This window comes from Ancalomicrobiaceae bacterium S20 (assembly GCA_040269895.1).
Taxonomy (GTDB): Bacteria; Pseudomonadota; Alphaproteobacteria; order Rhizobiales; family Ancalomicrobiaceae; genus Methyloraptor; species Methyloraptor flagellatus.
The window spans coordinates 1678565-1695376 of sequence record CP158568.1; the positions used below are offsets into that span (position 1 = coordinate 1678565).

13 protein-coding genes and 1 pseudogene are annotated in these 16812 nt (G+C 68.7%); 9 read left to right on the plus strand and 5 right to left on the minus strand.

What is annotated here, in order from left to right:
* The first annotated feature begins 21 nt into the window (after positions 1 to 21).
* From ABS361_07825 to purN, 6 genes are all read left to right on the plus strand, one after another.
* The gene (locus ABS361_07825; GenBank protein ID XBY46126.1) at positions 22 to 894 is read left to right on the plus strand and encodes a sugar ABC transporter permease; all 873 of its coding nucleotides are present in this window, start codon (positions 22 to 24) and stop codon (positions 892 to 894) included.
* On the plus strand, positions 891 to 1739 hold the full coding sequence (locus ABS361_07830; GenBank protein XBY46127.1) for a carbohydrate ABC transporter permease: 849 nt from the start codon (positions 891 to 893) through the stop codon (positions 1737 to 1739). The genes ABS361_07825 and ABS361_07830 overlap by 4 nt, the downstream gene beginning before the upstream one ends.
* 98 nt (positions 1740 to 1837) lie before the next feature.
* Positions 1838 to 2623 (plus strand): TIGR00266 family protein, encoded by a 786-nt coding sequence (locus ABS361_07835; protein ID XBY46128.1) that lies wholly within the window; start codon positions 1838 to 1840, stop codon positions 2621 to 2623.
* 76 nt (positions 2624 to 2699) lie between these two features.
* The gene (locus tag ABS361_07840) at positions 2700 to 4022 is read left to right on the plus strand and encodes an Hsp70 family protein (protein ID XBY46129.1); all 1323 of its coding nucleotides are present in this window, start codon (positions 2700 to 2702) and stop codon (positions 4020 to 4022) included.
* A 124-nt stretch (positions 4023 to 4146) separates the two neighbouring features.
* Entirely contained in the window at positions 4147 to 5220 is a 1074-nt protein-coding gene (gene purM / locus ABS361_07845) for a phosphoribosylformylglycinamidine cyclo-ligase (GenBank protein ID XBY46130.1), read from the plus strand.
* A 5-nt stretch (positions 5221 to 5225) separates the two neighbouring features.
* Positions 5226 to 5894 (plus strand): phosphoribosylglycinamide formyltransferase, encoded by a 669-nt coding sequence (gene purN / locus ABS361_07850; protein XBY46131.1) that lies wholly within the window; start codon positions 5226 to 5228, stop codon positions 5892 to 5894.
* A gap of 58 nt (positions 5895 to 5952) precedes the next feature.
* Here purN and ABS361_07855 read toward each other — a convergent pair whose 3' ends face one another.
* Positions 5953 to 9621 carry a DUF3971 domain-containing protein gene (locus tag ABS361_07855; protein ID XBY46132.1) on the minus strand — a complete coding sequence of 1223 codons (3669 nt, stop codon included), beginning with the start codon at positions 9619 to 9621 and terminating at the stop codon, positions 5953 to 5955.
* Positions 9622 to 9664: 43 nt separating this feature from the next.
* Here ABS361_07855 and ABS361_07860 point away from each other — a divergent pair, with 43 nt between their 5' ends.
* Entirely contained in the window at positions 9665 to 10126 is a 462-nt protein-coding gene (locus ABS361_07860) for a peroxiredoxin (protein ID XBY46133.1), read from the plus strand.
* A 68-nt stretch (positions 10127 to 10194) separates the two neighbouring features.
* Here ABS361_07860 and ABS361_07865 read toward each other — a convergent pair whose 3' ends face one another.
* Both ABS361_07865 and ABS361_07870 read right to left on the minus strand, forming a co-directional pair.
* Entirely contained in the window at positions 10195 to 10716 is a 522-nt protein-coding gene (locus ABS361_07865; protein ID XBY46134.1) for a hypothetical protein, read from the minus strand.
* A 228-nt stretch (positions 10717 to 10944) separates the two neighbouring features.
* Positions 10945 to 11364 (minus strand): hypothetical protein, encoded by a 420-nt coding sequence (locus ABS361_07870; protein XBY46135.1) that lies wholly within the window; start codon positions 11362 to 11364, stop codon positions 10945 to 10947.
* Here ABS361_07870 and ABS361_07875 point away from each other — a divergent pair.
* A pseudogene (locus ABS361_07875) lies at positions 11282 to 11707 on the plus strand (M23 family metallopeptidase). The gene ABS361_07870 and the pseudogene ABS361_07875 overlap by 83 nt on opposite strands.
* A 68-nt stretch (positions 11708 to 11775) precedes the next feature.
* Here the strand turns inward: ABS361_07875 and prfB are convergent.
* Positions 11776 to 12910, minus strand: a protein-coding gene (gene prfB / locus ABS361_07880) for a peptide chain release factor 2 (protein XBY46136.1) whose coding sequence is annotated in 2 segments (ribosomal slippage) — positions 11776 to 12840 and positions 12842 to 12910 — 1134 coding nt in all. Because the reading frame shifts where the segments join, the coding sequence is not laid out codon by codon here.
* A gap of 233 nt (positions 12911 to 13143) precedes the next feature.
* Here prfB and ABS361_07885 point away from each other — a divergent pair.
* The gene (locus ABS361_07885; GenBank protein XBY46137.1) at positions 13144 to 14013 is read left to right on the plus strand and encodes a hypothetical protein; all 870 of its coding nucleotides are present in this window, start codon (positions 13144 to 13146) and stop codon (positions 14011 to 14013) included.
* A gap of 75 nt (positions 14014 to 14088) precedes the next feature.
* On the opposite strand, the gene ABS361_07890 is transcribed toward ABS361_07885, so the two are convergent.
* The gene (locus ABS361_07890; protein ID XBY46138.1) at positions 14089 to 16590 is read right to left on the minus strand and encodes a penicillin-binding protein 1A; all 2502 of its coding nucleotides are present in this window, start codon (positions 16588 to 16590) and stop codon (positions 14089 to 14091) included.
* Between the last annotated feature and the right edge of the window lie 222 nt (positions 16591 to 16812).

Below are 16812 nucleotides of genomic sequence, written 5' to 3' on the forward strand. Positions count from 1 at the left end.
AAGATCCGATCGGAGACACCGATGAGCCTGACGGCCACGTCCGCCGAGGTCGAAGCCCCGCCCGCCGCGCGCCGACCGATGTCGGCCGCGGAGGCGTGGGGGCTGATGATGCTCGCCCCTTATGTCCTCGTCTTCCTCGTCTTCGTGGTCTATCCGGTCGGCTACGGCCTGTGGCTCGCGCGGCATCCGGCGAGCTACGTCCATCTGTTCGAAGACCCCATCTTCACGCGCGCGATCTGGAACACGCTGGCGTTCCTCTTGATCGGTATCAACGCCAAGATGCTGATCGCGCTCGTGCTTTCCGGCTTCTTCGTCACCGAACGGGTCTGGATCCGCTGGCTGTCGCTCCTGTTCATCCTGCCCTGGGCGGTGCCGTCGATCCCGACGATCCTGTCGATCCGGTTCATGCTCAATCCCGAATGGGGCATCGTCAATTCGCTGATCTTCCGGCTGACCGGCGACGATGGTCCGAACTGGCTCAACGACCCGACGCTGGCGCTCGCCTTCTCGATGGTCGTGCATGTCTGGAAATCGCTGCCGTTCTGGACGCTGATCCTGATCGCCGGGCGGCTGGCGATCCCGGCCGATCTCTACGAGGCGTCGTCGGTCGACGGCGCCAGTTCCTGGCAGAAGTTCCGCTATGTGACCTGGCCGTCGATGCAGAACCTCTACCTGACCTGCACGGTCCTCTCGATGATCTGGACGCTCGGCGACTTCAACAGCGTCTATCTGCTGACCGGCGGCGGACCGGCCGATCTGACCCACGTGCTCGCGACGCTCGGCATCCGCTATCTGAGGCTCGATCAGGTCGACATGTCGCTCGCGGCCGTCGTCTGCGCGCTGCCCCTGGTGCTGCCGCTCGTGTTCTTCATGATGCGGAGGCTGGCGAAATGAGGCTGTCGCTCCGCGCCATCACCACCGAGGCGAAGCTGCTGTTGATCGGCATTCCGGTGCTGATCTGGACCATGCTGCCGATCTACCATCTCGTGCTGTTCTCGATCAGTCCGAAGGACAGCGCGCTGTCGGGCAAGCTGTGGCCCGATCATCCGACGCTCGACAACTTCCGTAAGGTATTCCTGCAGCAGCACCACTACCTCGACCATTTCTGGCAGCAGATGTGGAATTCCTTCGTGATCTCGGCGGCGACCGGCATCCTGACCCTGCTGGTCGCGACGCTCGCCGCCTTCGCGATCAGCCGGCTCAAAGTGCGGTTCGGCGGGCTGGTGCTGAACCTGGCGCTGTTCACCTACTTCATTCCGGCGGCGTTCCTGGCCGTGCCGATGTACCGGACCATGGGGCTCTACGGGCTGCTCAACAATCAATGGGCGCTGATCCTGGCGATGGTCACGATCGCGAGCCCCTATGCGATCTGGGTGCTGAAACAGGCGTCCGACAAGCTGCCGCACGAGCTCGACGAGGCGGCGGTCATGGATGGCGCGACGCCCTTGCAGATCTTCCGGCTCGTCTATCTGCCGCTGATGGCGCCGTCGCTGGTCGCGGTCGGCACCTATGCGCTGCTGCTCGCCTGGAACGAATATCTCTATGCGTTCCTGCTCCTGTCGCGCGACACGGACGTCACGCTGTCGGTCGGGCTCGGCAACTTTCTCGCCGCGGATGACAGCCCGTGGGAGCTCTTGATGACCACAGGCCTGATCTACGCCCTGCCGCCGGCAGCGATCTACTACGTGTTCAAGCGCTACATGGTCTCGGGGCTCACGGCCGGTGCCGTGAAGAGCTGACGCGCGGCGACGCAATCAATCGCACATGCGGCCGGGCGTAGCATGCGCCCGGCGCGGCGGGTCGACCGCTCCGCGCCGGCCCTGCGGAGACAGCGACGATGCGCTACGAAGTTCACGGCACGACCATGCAGACGGTCGCGATCGACCTCGCGCCCGGCGAGACCGTCTATAGCCAGACCAACTCGATGGCCTGGATGAACGATGCGATCGAGATGAACACCCACACCGGCGGCGGGCTCTGGGCCGGCATCAAGCGCAGCCTCGGCGGCGGCGGCCTGTTCATCACCGAGTTCGCAGCGCACGGCCGCGAGGGCCATATCGCCTTCGCGCCGCGGTTTCCCGGCGCGATCGTCGTGCGCCGACTGGCACCCGGCGAGTCGCTGATCTGCGAGAAGCGCGCGTTCCTTTGCGCGGAGACCTCGGTCACGCTGGACATCTTCCTGCGCCGGCAACTCGGCGCCGGCTTCTTCGGCGGCGAAGGTTTTATTCTGCAGAAGGTCACCGGTCCGGGATATGTCTTCCTCGACCTCTCCGGCGAAGTGGTCGAGCGCGTGCTGGCGCCGGGCGAGAAGCTGCTCGTCCATGCCGGACATGTCGGCGTACACGAGCCGACCGTCGGCTTCGACATCCAGATGGTGCGCGGCTTCCGCAATGTGCTGTTCGGCGGCGAAGGCCTGTTCCTCGCGACGCTGACCGGCCCCGGCAGGGTCTGGCTGCAGAGCATGCCGATCGTGAACCTCGCGGAGGCGATCGCGCCCTACCTGCCGCTCGGCGAGAAGACCACCTCCGGCAGCATCGGCACCGCCGCCGCGATCGGCGGTCTCGGCGGCATTCTCGGCTCGATCCTGTCGAGCGGCGGCAAGGACGGCGGCACGGAAGCGTGACGCCGGCGGCTCTTGCCAGCACGCGGGCGTGCCTGTAGACACCGCGCTCCCGTTTCCCAGCCCCGCGAGAGCCCCCATGTCGAGCGCCCCCGTCTCGAGCGCTGCCGCCGTCGCGTCGATCGGCGTCGACTTCGGCACGAGCAATACCGTCGTCGCGCTCGTCGCCGAGGACGGTTCGGTCGAGACGCTGCGCTTCGAGCATGGCGGCACGCGGCACAGCGTCTATGCCACCGCGCTGTGCTTCCAGCAGGAACGCGCCGGCCTACCACCGAGCGCGGAGGGTGGGCCATGGGCGATCGAACGGCTGGTCGAGGCGCATTCGGCCGTGCGTTTCGTGCAGTCCTTCAAGACCTTCGCGGCGAGCGCGGCGTTCCAGACCACGCAGATCTTCCAGCAGCGCTATACGTTCCAGGATCTGCTCGCGGCCTTCCTGCGCACGCTGACGCGCCATGCCGGGCCGCGGCTCGACCTTGGCGCGCCGCGTGTCGTGGTCGGACGGCCGGTGACGTTCGCGGGCGCCAATCCCGACGAGGCGCTGGCGATGGAGCGCTATCGCGACGCCTTCGGCCGGCTCGGCGCGGCGGAGGCGCACTACGTGTTCGAGCCGGTCGGCGCCGCCTTCTCCTACGGCCGCAGGCTCGATCGCGACGCGACCGTGCTGGTTGCCGACTTCGGCGGCGGCACCAGCGACTTCTCGATCATCCGCTTCGCCCGTCACGGGGGCCGGCTCAAGGCCGAGGCGCTGGGCAGTTCCGGCATCGGCGTCGCCGGCGACACGTTCGATGCCCGGATCGTCGAGCGCGTGGTCGCGCCGCGACTCGGGCGCGGCGGCAGCTATCGCTCGTTCGGCAAGGTGTTGCCGCTGCCGACGCACTACTACACGCGACTGACGCGCTGGAACGAGCTCGCCATGATGAAGGGCAGCGGCGACCTGCGCGAATTGCGCGAGCTCGCCCGCTCCGCGCTCGAGCCCGAACCGCTCGAGGACTTCATCACGCTCGTCGAGATGGATCTCGGTTTCTCGCTCTATCGCTCGGTGTCGGCCGCGAAAGTCGCGCTCTCGGCCGAAGATCAGGTCGACTTCCGCTTCGCCGACGGCGGGGTCGAGATCGGCTCGACCATCCGCCGCGCCGACTTCGAACAGTGGATCGCGGACGATCTGACGCGGATCTCGGCGACCGTCGATCGCGTGCTCGCCGAGACACGTCTCGCGCCCGCCGCCATCGACCGGGTGTTCCTGACCGGCGGCACCTCCTTCGTGCCGGCGGTGCAGGCGCTGTTCGCGGACCGGTTCGGAGTGGACAAGCTGGTCTCGGCCGACCAGTTCGAGGCGATCGCGACGGGCCTGGCGCTGATCGGGGCATCGGAAGAGCCGGCGCGCTGGGCGGTCGCGGCGTGACGGTTTCGCCCGTGCAGACGGACTCGCGCGCGTGCAGTGCGGAAAGACCGGCGCGGACCCTTGCATTTCCCGCCCTAATCGTCCAATCCCACGGCCTGTGAAGATCGGACGACAAGAGGACCGGATGAGCGACGACACGAACCGCTGGACCTACGCCAAGGCGGGCGTGGACATCGATGCCGGCAATGCGCTCGTCCGCCGGATCAAGCCGGCGCTGAAGCTGACCGCGCGTCCGGGCGCGGACGCCGAGATCGGCGGCTTCGGCGGGCTCTTCGACCTCAAGGCCTGCGGCTACAAGGATCCGGTGCTGGTCGCCGCCAACGACGGGGTCGGCACCAAGCTCAAGGTCGCCATCGACGCCGGCATTCACGACACGGTCGGCATCGACCTCGTCGCCATGTCGGTCAACGACCTGGTGGTCCAGGGCGCCGAGCCGCTGTTCTTCCTCGACTACTTCGCCACCGGCAAGCTCGACGTCGATACCGCGACACTGGTCGTCGAAGGCATCGCGTCGGGTTGCCGCGAGGCCGGCTGTGCGCTGATCGGCGGCGAGACGGCCGAGATGCCCGGCATGTACCAGCCGGGCGACTACGATCTCGCCGGCTTCTCGGTCGGTGCGGTCGAGCGCGAGGCGATCCTGCCGCGCCGCGACGTCGGCCCTGGCGACGTGATCCTCGGCCTGACCTCGTCGGGCATCCATTCGAACGGCTTCTCGCTGGTGCGCCGCCTCGTGGCCGAGACCGGCCTCGGCTGGGGCGACGACGCGCCGTTCCAGCGCGGCTCGACGCTCGGCCGCGCGTTGCTCGCGCCGACCCGCATCTACGTGAAGCCGCTGCTCGCAGCGATCCGCGCGACCGGCGGCGTCAAGGCGCTCGCGCATATCACCGGCGGCGGTTTCTGGGAGAACATCCCGCGTGTGCTGCCGGCCGGGACCGCCGCCAAGGTCGACCTGTCGGCGATCCCGGTGCTGCCGGTGTTCCGCTGGCTGTCGTCGATCGGCGGCGTCGAGGCGCGTGAGATGCTGCGCACGTTCAACTGCGGCATCGGCATGGTCGTGGTGGTCGAGGCCGACAAGGCCGAGGCGGTCACGGCGGCGCTGACGGCCGAGAGCGAGACCGTCGTGCGGCTCGGCGTCATCGAACTCGGGCCGGACGAGCCCTTCGTCGATTCCATCGGCACTCTCGATCTTTCCTGGTGAACGGCATGCGCAAGAAGCGCGTCGGCGTCCTGATCTCCGGCCGCGGCTCCAACATGGTCGCGCTGATCGAGGCCGCGCGCGATCCCGCCTTTCCGGCCGAGATTGCGGTCGTGCTGTCGAACCGGCCGGACGCTGGCGGCATCGAGCGCGCGCGGGCGGCCGGCATCCCGGCGCTGGCGATGGACCACAAGGCGCATGGCTCGCGCGAGGACTTTGAACGGGCCATGCACGCCGAGCTCGAGCACCACGGCGTAGAGCTCGTCTGCCTCGCCGGCTTCCTGCGGCTGCTGACGCCCTGGTTCATCGAGACCTGGCGCGACCGGATGATCAACATCCATCCGGCGCTGCTGCCCTCCTACAAGGGCCTGCATACGCATGAGCGCGCCATGGCCGACGGCGTGCGTATCGCCGGCTGCACGGTGCATTTCGTCCGCCACGAGATGGATGTCGGCCCGATCGTCGCGCAGGCTGCCGTGCCGGTGCTGCCGTCCGATACCGCCGACAGCCTTGCCGCGCGCGTGCTGGAGGCCGAGCATCGGCTGTTCCCGCTCGCGCTCCGGCTGGTCGCGACCGGCGCGGCGCGGGTCGAGACCCGCGCCAACGGCTCCGAGCATGTCGTCATCGACCGGATAGCCGCGCCGCCGGCCGCCCTGGTCTGGCCGCAGGTCGACTGAGGCTCGCCTCGGGACCGCCCGCCGGCGCCGCCTCGCCCTTCCCTAACCTTCGTTCCGATCAGTTCGGCAAGATCCGTGTCGGCCCTGCCTCGCCCACCGGGGCCGGGGGCGTCGGGCTGCGCCGCTCGTCGGAGCGGAACTCGAAGATGCGGCGGAAGATGCCCGGCGCAATCGCGGAGATCGGGTTGATCTGGAGCACGGGATCGTCGAGCGGACCGACGATCCGGAACGTCACGCCGACCAGCCCCTCGTTGCGCCCGGCGCCGGCGATCTCGCCGATCAGCGGGATGCGGCCGACCAGATTGTTGAGCCCGTAGAGCGGGATGTAGGTGCCGGCGAGACCGGCGCGCTGATTGTTGAGATCGAGCTGGCCGTTCACGGTCGCGCCGGTCTGCTGGCCCTTGATGATGCCGTCGGTGACCGTCACGACGCCGCGCCGGAGCGCGAAATGCGCGGTCGCGCGGTCGAAGTCGGTGCCGGGCGGGATCGGCGCGCGGCGGACGTAGATCTGCTCGGTGCCGTCGGCGAGGCGCTCGATGCCGGCGCCGCGGCCAGATTTCGGTTGTTCGAGCAGCCGGAAATCGGTCAACCGGATCTGGCCGTCGGCGCTGCCGACCGCCGGCATCGCCGCCTGCACGGCCAGCGAACCGCCACGGATGCGATCGAAAACGTCGAGGAAGCTCAGAACCGAGCCGGCATCGTCGGTCTGCAGCACCATGATCCGGCGCGCGCCGTCGGGCTGGATGCGGATGTCGACCGACCGGCCGCCAGACACGCGGCCAGTCATCTGCAGGCGCGCGATCGTGCCGGCCTTGACCTGCGCGTCAATAGCGACGTCACTCAGCACGACATCGTTGAAGCCAACCAGCTTGGCGACCCTAGCCTTGATGTTCAGATCGGCCGAGCGCGTCTTCGGGTCGTTGTCGGATGCCGACGACGACTGCCGCGCCGACAGGATCAGGCCGCGGATATCGAAGGTGCCGGCCTCGAAACTGGCATTCATCGACTGATCCGGGGCGCGGACGAGCTTCAGCTTGGCGTCGTCGCCCTTGCGGAGCTGGAGCCTGGCGATATCGACCTGCGCCAGGTGCTTGTCCTTGTCGACGACGGCCGAGCCCTTGACCGCGAAGTTCTCCGACTCGATCGACAGGTTGTCGATCCGCGTGCCCTTGTCGTCCTCGACGAGGTCCATCACCGCCTTGGCCGGTACCCCCGGGCCTTTCGACCAGCCGAACTGGCCGAGCGTCAGGCGTGCCTGTGCCAGATCGGCCTCGATGTGGCGGGTCTTGTCAGTCGGCTGACTGATCGCGAGCGTGACCGGGCCGGACATCATGTCGGCGAGGTCGAGGCCCATGCGCTGGCGGGCCGCGTCGTCGAGCACGATCTTCAGATCGCGGCGGTCGCCCTGGCCCGAGCCGCGTGCGGTGTACATGTTGAGATCGGCCGGCACGCCGTCGATCGAGGCCTTGCCGGTGATCGCGGTGCCGTTCTGGTCGGCGACGATCTTGAGCTTGCCGTCCTGAATGCGCCGGCCACCGACCGGGGCTGTGCTCGAGAACTTGTCGACGGTCGCATCCATGCGGAAGGTGACCGAGCTCGGCTTGATCGGATCCTCGAACAGGATGTCGATGTTGGCCGTGATCGCCGCCGCGCCCGACAGCGTCTCGGGCTTGATGCCGGCCTCGTCGAGAACCGCGAGCGGTTCGGCGTTCAGCACCTCGCCGATCGATGCGACATCGCCGGAAACCTGCAACTTGACGGCAGCGCGCGGCGGCTTCTGGAACACGTCCGGCATCGTGAAGCGCAGCATGTCGACCGACGGCCGCTTCGGCGCCTTGGTGGCGATCTGCGCGCGGTCGATCACGACCTCGAGCTTCTTGTCGGCGAGCGTCACCCGCCCCTCGGCGCCGGTGACCGGCGGCAGGTTGCCGAACGAGCCGGCGGAGCCCTGCTCGATGCGCGCGCGCACGTCGATCGCCTTCGCCGGCCAGTGCGGCGGATCGTCGGTGAACGGGATATCGAGCTTCATGACCGCGTCGATGAAGCGGCCCTGGTTCATTTCCTTCAGGAACCACTCGCGCGCCTCGGGCGCGGTGAAGGTCGGCCACCAGCGCTTGGCCTGCTCGACGTCGAGCGGCGAGAAGGCGATGTTGGCCAGAAACCGGGGCTTCGGCCCGGTCAGATCGAGGCGAGATGTGATGCCGAAGGCGCCGCCGGCATAGTGGATCTCGCCCTTGGGCAGATCGAGCACCTTGCGGACCGGATCCCAGGTGCCTTCGATGGTGCCGCCCTCGACTGCGAGTGGCTCGCCCTCGACGTCGCGCGCCTTGATGCGCCCGGGATCGGCGACGATCGACACGGTCCAGGGATCGTCGGCTCCGGCGCCCGGTACCACGCGGCCGTGCAGCGCCATGTGGGTCTCGCCCGAATCGATGGTGATCCGGTCGAGCGAAAAGGCGCCGTCGGTCCGGTTCCAGGTGAGCGCGGACTGCGCGGCGTCGATGAACACCTCGTCGCTCGCATCCTTGCCGAACCGGAATAGGCCGGCGCCGAACCGCGTCTCGACCTTGACCCGATCGACGGCGTCGTCGGCGCCGAGGCCGACGCGGATCGTCGGGTTGCCAGGCAGGCGCGGATCGAACTGGTCGACCGGCGGGCCGAACAGGTCGCGATGGGTCACGTCGGCGCCCTCGAAGACGAAATCGCGGCCGGTGCCATCGGCACGCGCGAGTTCGCGCAGGCGCATGGTCCAGCGCCCGACTTCGCCGCGCGCGGAAAAGCCCATGTCGAAGGCGCCGCCCGGCCCGTCGATCAGGCCCGAGATCTCGATCTCGGGGACGACCACCTTGCGCGGCCGGCCGAGCGCATCGGTGCGGGTGATCTCGATCGTGCCTTGCGTGACCGTCGTGGAGCGCAGGCCCTCGCTGCGCGAGGCCTCGACGCCGCGGTGGATCGCCTTGGCGAAGCCCTCGAGAATCGCGATCGAATCCGGCAGCGGCCGTTTGCCGGCAGCGCCTGCGGTCGCCGCCGTGCGCGCGCCGGGCTGCGTCTGGGCGGACGATGCGCCAGTCGCCGCCTGGCCAGCAGTCGCCGCCGGGCCCGCGGAAGCCGGGGCCGCGTTGTCGTCGCCGAGCAGGCGTGACAGATCGATCGAGAGGCGCGGCGAGGCGATCTCGAACCCGCTCGGCTTCACCGATCCGACCAGGATCGGCAGCATATTCAGGGTGATGCGTGCTTGCGGGATCGCCGCCGCGACGGCGCCGCTGCCGTCGGCGACGGTGATGTCGCGCAGTTCGACCGCCAACCCGTCGGAGAGGCTCCAGCTCAGCCGCGCCGCGTCGACCTTGGCCTTGGCGCCGTCGCCGATCGTTGCCGCGAGCACCGTCTCGGCGGAGCGCGCGGCGGCCGCGAGCTCGACCGGACCGCGCATGAACCATGCGAGCGCGCCGACGAGGCAGAGCCCGGCCAGAAGGACGATCACGCCGAGCCCGACAGCCGCGAGGCGGCAGGCCCTCAGCGTATGACGACGCAGTCCCGGACCGTATCGTTCGATCTTGGCTCTCATTCCGTGCCGATCATCTCCGGCCGGCCCCCCCACGGCGCCGGTTGGTACGGTCGGTCGCAGCCGCCGCCTGAGGCCGGTCTGCGAACGGGCAGATGCATGGCAGACCCGGATCGACCGTCGCCGATCCAAACGATCCGCCGCAGCGTCTGCCGCGTATGCCATAGTGACCTGTCCTCACCACCCAAAGGCGACGAAAGGAAGGCATATGGCTCTCGGTATCGGCGATTCGGCCCCGGATTTCGACCTCGAAACTGCCAACGGCCGCGTACGACGCCAGGATTTCGTGGGAAAACCCTACGTCATCTATTTCTATCCGAAGGATGACACGCCCGGCTGCACCAAGGAGGCGATCGGTTTCTCTTGCCTCGCCTCCGAATTCGCGAATGCGGGCGTCACGGTCATCGGAATTTCTCCGGACAATACCAAGTCGCATGAGAAATTTCGGGTCAAGCACGAGCTGAGCGTGACCCTCGCCTCGGACCCCGAACACCAGCTCATGGAGGCGTTCGGCGTCTGGGTCGAGAAGAGCATGTACGGCCGCACCTACATGGGCGTCGAACGCGCGACCTTCCTGATCGGCGCCGATGGCCGCATCGCCGCCGCCTGGCCCAAGGTCAAGGTCGACGGCCACGCCGAGGCCGTACTCGCCGCCGCCAAGGCGCTCTGAGAGAGGCTCCCACGGCCGCGCGCGATCCCCTCGCGCCGGCCGTTGCGCCTCCATCGCGCAAGGCGATGTTAACCATAACAAATCGATACTCCCAGTCGCCGGTGGTCGAGCCGGCGGCGGGCAACCCCCGCCCTCAGGCAGTACGGCGTGGGCGCGACATGAACGGCACCGGGGACGGCACCGACAGGGAAGAGACCGAGAAGCGCATCCGCAGCTTCGGCAAGCGCTCGGATCCGCCGCGCATCACGATCGCGGCCGGCGACACGGTCCGGACTTTCGAGATCGACACGACGATGATCGTCGGCGGCGTCGTTGCGGTGACGATCTTCACCGTCGTCTACGTCGGCGCCACGGCCTATGCCTTTTTCCGCGACGACCTGATGACCGGCATGATCCAGCGACAGGTCAATCAGGCGCGCGCCTACGAGGACCGGGTCTCCACGCTCCGCGCCGAGATCGACCGGATCAACGCGCGCCAGCTGATCGATCAAGAAGCCTTCGAGGCCAAGATCGACACGCTGCTCGCCCGCCAGACACAGCTGTCGAAGAGCCAGGTCGACATCGCGGCCATCATCGATCGGGCCCGGCAACAGGGCCTGAAGCTCGCGACGCCGGCATCGGCATCGCTTGTCGCTCCGGCGGCGGCCAAGGCCGGCGCGGCCGGGCTCCCGCGGCTGCCGGCCCTCGGCGGCGCGACGGAGATGGGCACGACGCAGACGGGCGCGCCGGGCGCGGGATCGCCGGGCGCAGCCCTCGCCCCTGCGGCGCCCGCGCCGCTCGATATCGACGGTTTCCGCGCGCCGCTTCGGAGTTCCTGGCTACCGTCGCTGATCGGCACCGCGCATGCCGCGAACCCGGTGCGCGATCCGGCGGCGCGAATTGCCGCGGTCGAACACCAGCTCGATTTGATCGCCGGCGCGCAGATGCAGGCGTCCGAGGCGATCGCGCGCGCGGCCGAGACGGACGCGGGGCGCATCGAAGGCATCGTCGGCCGGCTCGGTTTCCGCATTCCGGACCCGAAAGCCGGCCAGCCGCGGCCGAAGCCGCTCGCCGAGGACGTCGGCGGGCCGTTCGTGCCGGCCGATCCGTCGGTGGCGGCCGACCGCGCCGCCGATCAGCTCGAAGCGCTTCGATCGGGCGACCCGGGCGGCGCGCAGCCTGCCGCTCGGCAAGCCGGTCGACGGCGATCCGCCGATCACCTCGCCGTTCGGCACGCGGCCGGATCCGTTCCTCGGCACGATGGCGCTTCACACCGGCCTCGATCTGCGCGCGCCGGAAGGCGAGCCCGTGCATGCAACCGCCGCCGGCACGGTCACCGACGCCGGCCGGCAGGGTGGCTACGGCATCATGGTCGAGATCGACCACGGCAACGGCGTCTCGACGCGCTTCGGGCATCTGTCGCGGGTGGCGGTCGCCGACGGCCAGAAGGTCGCGACCGGCGACATCATCGGCTACGCCGGCTCGACCGGCCGCTCGACCGGTCCGCATCTGCACTACGAGACCCGCGTCAACGGCGAACCGCTCGATCCCGAACCCTGGCTCGAAGCCGGCAGGCGGCTGCGCGCCGTGTTCGCGCGCTGATAAAGACAAAGGGCGCCGGATCTCGCGATCGGCGCCCTCGATTATTTCCGGCAGCGTCCGATCGTGGATCAGTCGATATCGGTGTCGTGCACGTCGACCGAACCGCCCTTCACGCGCTGCGCCAGCGCCGCTTCCATGAAGGCGTCGAGGTCGCCGTTCAGCACGCGGTCCGGATCGGTGGTCTGCACGCCGGTGCGCAGGTCCTTGACCATCTGGTAGGGCTGCAGCACGTAGGAACGGATCTGGTGGCCCCAGCCGATGTCGGTCTTCGACGCGGCCTCGGCGTTGGCCTTCTCCTCGCGCTTCTTCAGCTCGATCTCGTAGAGACGGGCGCGCAGCATGTCCCAGGCGGTGGCGCGGTTCTTGTGCTGCGAGCGTTCCTGCTGGCAGGCGACCGCGATGCCGGTCGGGATATGGGTCAGGCGCACGGCCGAGTCGGTCGTGTTGACGTGCTGGCCGCCGGCGCCGGACGAGCGGAACGTGTCGACGCGGACGTCGGACTCGTTGATCTGGATGTCGATCGAGTCGTCGATGACCGGATAGACCCAGCAGCTCGCGAAGCTCGTGTGCCGGCGCGCGTTCGAATCGAACGGCGAGATGCGCACGAGGCGGTGCACGCCCGATTCGGTCTTGAGCCAGCCGTAAGCGGCCGGGCCCTTGAACAGCATGGTCGCCGACTTGATGCCGGCCTCTTCGCCGCCCTGATACTCGATCGTCTCGACCTTGTAGCCGTGCGCCTCGCCCCAGCGCATGTACATGCGCATGAGCATTTCGGCCCAGTCCTGCGACTCGGTGCCGCCGGCGCCGGCGTGGATTTCGACGTAGGTGTCGTTGGCGTCGGCCTCGCCGGAGAGGAGCGCGGCGACCTGGCGCTTGGCGACATCGTGGCCGAGCTGCTTCAGGAGCCCCTCGGCCTCGGCGATCGAGCCCTCGTCGCCCTCCATTTCGCCCAGTTCGAGCAGGGTCAGCGCGTCGTCGAGCTCGCGCTCGATCGCCTTGACGACGTCGACGGATTTGGCGAGCTGGTCGCGTTCGCGCATCATCTTCTGCGCGGCGGTCGGATCGTTCCAGAGGTCGGGGTGCTCGGACTTGGCATTGAGCTCATCGAGCCGCTTCAGCGCGATGTCCCAGTCAAAGATGCCTCCTCAGCAGGCTGAGCGCCTGCTGGATCTCTTCGACGATCGAAGAAATCTCTGCCTTCATCGGATCGGTTCCCCTGGAATGGACCACGGATTCGTTCCGGCCATGCGGCGGCCGGCCGAGAGGCGCGGACCATAGCGACGGCCGGCGGGGATGTAAACGCCGGCCGGGCGATGGCCGACCGCGATGGCTCTCGTCCGGCCGGGCCTTGCTCGCCGGGCGCGGGAGCGGGCATGGTTTCGCTACGACAAGCCATGCTCGGCCCTTCGACCTCGGGGGCCGATGCGGAGACCCTGATGCCGCCCCGTTCCGCCCTGCCCCGCGCCTGCTTCGCCCGATCTGCCGCGTTGTCGGCCGTCGCGCTCTCGATCTTCACAATCGCCTGCGCGACGCCGGCCCGCGCGGCCGAGATGGTGCAGATCCCGTCGCGCAACGGCACGATGGTCGCGGAGGTGTTCAAGCCTTCGACGCCGCCGCCCTACCCTGTCGTGGTGTTCTCGCATGGTCGTTCGGGCGATCCGGCGACGCGCGCGGCGCTCAGTCATCCGATGCCGGCGCATCATGTCGCGTTCTGGACCGCCCGCGGCGTGGCGGTCGTCGCGCCGATCCGGCCGGGCTATGGCGCGACCGGTGGGCCTGACGTCGAGGCCAACGGCGTCAGCCACTGCAATGGCGTCCCGAACTACGCGCGGACGGCCGGCAATGCGGCGCTGGCGATCGAGGCGACGGTCGCCTGGGTCCGGCAACAGCCCTGGGCGCGGCCGAAGGCGATCCTGCTCGAGGGCCAATCGGTCGGTGGGCTCGGCACGGTCGCGGCCGCCGCGCGTCATCCGCCGGGGGTGGTCGCCTACGTGAACTTCGCCGGCGGCTCGGGCGGCGATCCGGACCGGACGCCCGGCGCGAGCTGCCGCCCAGATCTGCTGACCGCGCTCTACGGCCGCTCGACGTCGTCGCTGCCGGGTCTCTGGTTCTACGCCGCCAACGACGAGTACTGGGGCGCCGAGGCGCCGCGCGCCTGGGCGAGCGCCTACCGCGCCGGCGGCGGCCGCGCGCAGTTCGTGTTCACGGCGCCCACGCCGAACGGCAAGGGGCACTCGCTGCTGCGATCCGCGCCGTCGCTCTATGAGGGCGCTCTTGCGGAATTCGCGGGCCGGCATGGCTTCTGAAGCCGATCGGCTGCCCGTCGAACAGGTCGCGAAAAACGAAAACGGCGCCCGCCGGGCGCCGCTCTGGTGTCTTGCTCAGTACAACCCGCCGGGCTCGAGGCCCTTCTCCTGCTCCGGCGTGACCTTGCGGGCCTTGCCGAACTCGGTCTGGTCGTAGCCGATGATCGAGTAGGTGTCGGCCGGGCCGGTGCCGGGCTTGTAGGCTTCCATGATCGTGTCGGGATCGCCCGGGCCGGCGCGCATGCCGGACTTGCGGTTGATCGCGATCAGCTTGATGCCGGCCGGTACGCGGAACGGCACGGCGGGCGTGTCTTTCAGGGCTTCGGCGAAGAAGTCCTTGACGATCGGCGCCGCGGTATGGCCGCCCGAGGTGCCGTAGCCCATGGGCTTCGGCGTGTCGTAGCCGATGTAGGTGCCGACCACGAGGTCCGGCGTGAAGCCGACGAACCAGGCGTCCTTCTCGTCGTTGGTCGTGCCGGTCTTGCCCGCGATCGGGCGCTTCAGGTCGGCGAGCGCCGTCGCGGTGCCGCGCTGGATGACGCCTTCCATGATGTAGGTGATCTGGTAGGCCGTCATCGGGTCGAGCACCTGCTCGCGGTCGTCGACCAGCTTCGGCTCCTCCTGGTTCGCCCAGCTGTTGGCGTCGCAGGTGTCGCAGATGCGCTGATCGTGGCGGAACACGGTGTGGCCGTAGCGGTCCTGGATACGGTCGATGAAGCTCGCCTTCACCTTGCGGCCGCCGTTGGCGATGGTCGCGTACGCCGCGGTCAGACGCAGCACGGTGGTCTCGCCGGCGCCGAGCGACATCGGCAGATAGGGTGCGAGGTCGTCGTAGATGCCGAAGCGCTTGGCGTATTCGACCACGAGCGGCATGCCCATGTCCTTGGCCAGACGCACCGTCATCGTGTTGCGCGACTGCTCGATGCCGATGCGCAGCGTCGAGGGGCCGTAGAACTTCTGGGAATAGTTCTCCGGCCGCCAGATCGGCTGGCCCGGACCCGGCTGGATCTCGATCGGACCGTCGAGCACCACGGACGACGGCGTGTAGCCGTTGTCGAGCGCGGCCGAATAGACGAAGGGCTTGAACGACGAGCCCGGCTGGCGCCACGCCTGCGTGGCGCGGTTGAACTCGGATGCCGCGAAGGAGAAGCCGCCCGAGACCGCCAGCACGCGACCCGTGTGCGGATCCATGACGACCATCGCGCCGCCGACCTCGGGCACCTGACGCAAACGGTAGATCTGCCGGTCCGGATTGCCGTGCGCGGTGCTGTTGGCGGGGCCGGCCAGCTTCTCGACATAGACCACATCGCCGGCCTGCACGATGCCGGCGAGGCCGCGGCCGATCGCCGAGCGCTTGGCGCCCTCGGCCCACTTGTTCGCCCATTTGGCATATTCGAGCGTGACGACACCACGCTCGCGATTGAGGCTGATCGCGCCGACGGCGTCGCGGCCGGGCTGCAGACCGATCTGCGCCTCCTGTTCGCTGACCGACAGCACGACCGCAAGGCGCCACTCCGGCACGTCGCCGAGCGCCTTCACCTCGGCGAGTTTCGGACCCCAGTCGCCGGCGAGGTCGAGCTTGGCGACCGGACCGCGCCAGCCGGCGATGGTGGTGTCGTATTCCATCAGGCCCTTGTTCAGGGTCTTGCGGGCGATCAGCTGCAGGCGCGGGTCGAGCGAGGTGCGGACCGACAGGCCGCCCTGGTAGAGGCCCTTCTCGCCATAACGCTCGATCAGCTCGCGGCGCACTTCCTCGGCGAAATAGTCGGCGGCGAAGATGTGCGGGCCGGTCGGGCGCTGGGTGACGACCAGCGGCTCCTTCTTGGCCTTTTCGGCGTCGGCGGCGGTGATGTAGCCGTTGCGCGCCATCAAATCGATGATGTCGTTGCGGCGGCCGATCGCGCGCTCGCGGTTGCGGATCGGATGATAGTTCGACGGCGCCTTCGGCAGCGCGGCGAGGTAGGCGCACTCGGCGATCGTCAGTTCATGGACCGACTTGTCGAAATAGAGCAGCGAGGCGGCGGCGACGCCGTAGGCCGAGAAGCCGAGATAGATCTGGTTCAGGTAGAGTTCGAGGATCTGGTCCTTCGAATAGGCCTGCTCGATGCGGATGGCGAGAACCGCCTCCTTCATCTTGCGCTCGATCGAGACCTCGTTGGTCAGGAAGAAGTTCTTGGCGACCTGCTGGGTGATCGTCGAGGCGCCCTGCGCCTTGCGGCTGCCGCCCGACAGGCGGTCGGCGGCGAGCGAATAGACCGCGCGGGCGAGACCTTCGGGATCGAGGCCGACGTGCTGGTAGAAATTCTTGTCCTCGGCCGAGATGAAGGCTTCCTTGAGCAGCGCCGGGATCGCCTGGCTCGGCAGGAACAGGCGCCGCTCGGTCGCGTATTCGGCGACGAGCGAACCGTCGGCGGCGTGGACGCGGCTCATCACCGGCGGCTCGTAGCGCTTCAGCGCGGCGAGATCGGGCAGATCGGCGGCATAATGCTCATAGGCGAGCCAAGTCGCGCCGGCAGCGCCCAGGACGACGACGACCCCGAGGCCGAACAGGTAGCCGATGAACCGGAACAGGAACATGCCGTCCGTTCTTCCTCTCGTTGATCGCAATCGGGGCCGGACCGCAGTCGGTCGGGCCTGCAAGGATCGGGGCGCCGCACGCGCGACAATGCCCGCGGTCCGGCCATGCCGGACGCGCCACCGCCGCATCGGCGGTGTTTAGGCGCTGAGCCTTTCTTTTTCAAGTTTATGGCGAAGCTGGGGCGCCCACGGAAACCGGCCGTCCACCGCTGTTTTCGAGCC

What these genes read in the sequence shown, in the direction of transcription:
- ABS361_07855 (XBY46132.1), bottom strand. Translation starts at nt 9,621, where the DNA reads ATGGCATACGCGGCAGACGCTGCGGCGGATCGTTTGGATCGGCGACGG.
- purM (XBY46130.1), top strand. Translation starts at nt 4,147, where the DNA reads ATGAGCGACGACACGAACCGCTGGACCTACGCCAAGGCGGGCGTGGAC.
- purN (XBY46131.1), top strand. Translation starts at nt 5,226, where the DNA reads ATGCGCAAGAAGCGCGTCGGCGTCCTGATCTCCGGCCGCGGCTCCAAC.
- ABS361_07890 (XBY46138.1), bottom strand. Translation starts at nt 16,590, where the DNA reads ATGTTCCTGTTCCGGTTCATCGGCTACCTGTTCGGCCTCGGGGTCGTC.
- ABS361_07885 (XBY46137.1), top strand. Translation starts at nt 13,144, where the DNA reads ATGCCGCCCCGTTCCGCCCTGCCCCGCGCCTGCTTCGCCCGATCTGCC.
- ABS361_07825 (XBY46126.1), top strand. Translation starts at nt 22, where the DNA reads ATGAGCCTGACGGCCACGTCCGCCGAGGTCGAAGCCCCGCCCGCCGCG.
- ABS361_07830 (XBY46127.1), top strand. Translation starts at nt 891, where the DNA reads ATGAGGCTGTCGCTCCGCGCCATCACCACCGAGGCGAAGCTGCTGTTG.
- ABS361_07840 (XBY46129.1), top strand. Translation starts at nt 2,700, where the DNA reads ATGTCGAGCGCCCCCGTCTCGAGCGCTGCCGCCGTCGCGTCGATCGGC.
- ABS361_07860 (XBY46133.1), top strand. Translation starts at nt 9,665, where the DNA reads ATGGCTCTCGGTATCGGCGATTCGGCCCCGGATTTCGACCTCGAAACT.
- ABS361_07835 (XBY46128.1), top strand. Translation starts at nt 1,838, where the DNA reads ATGCGCTACGAAGTTCACGGCACGACCATGCAGACGGTCGCGATCGAC.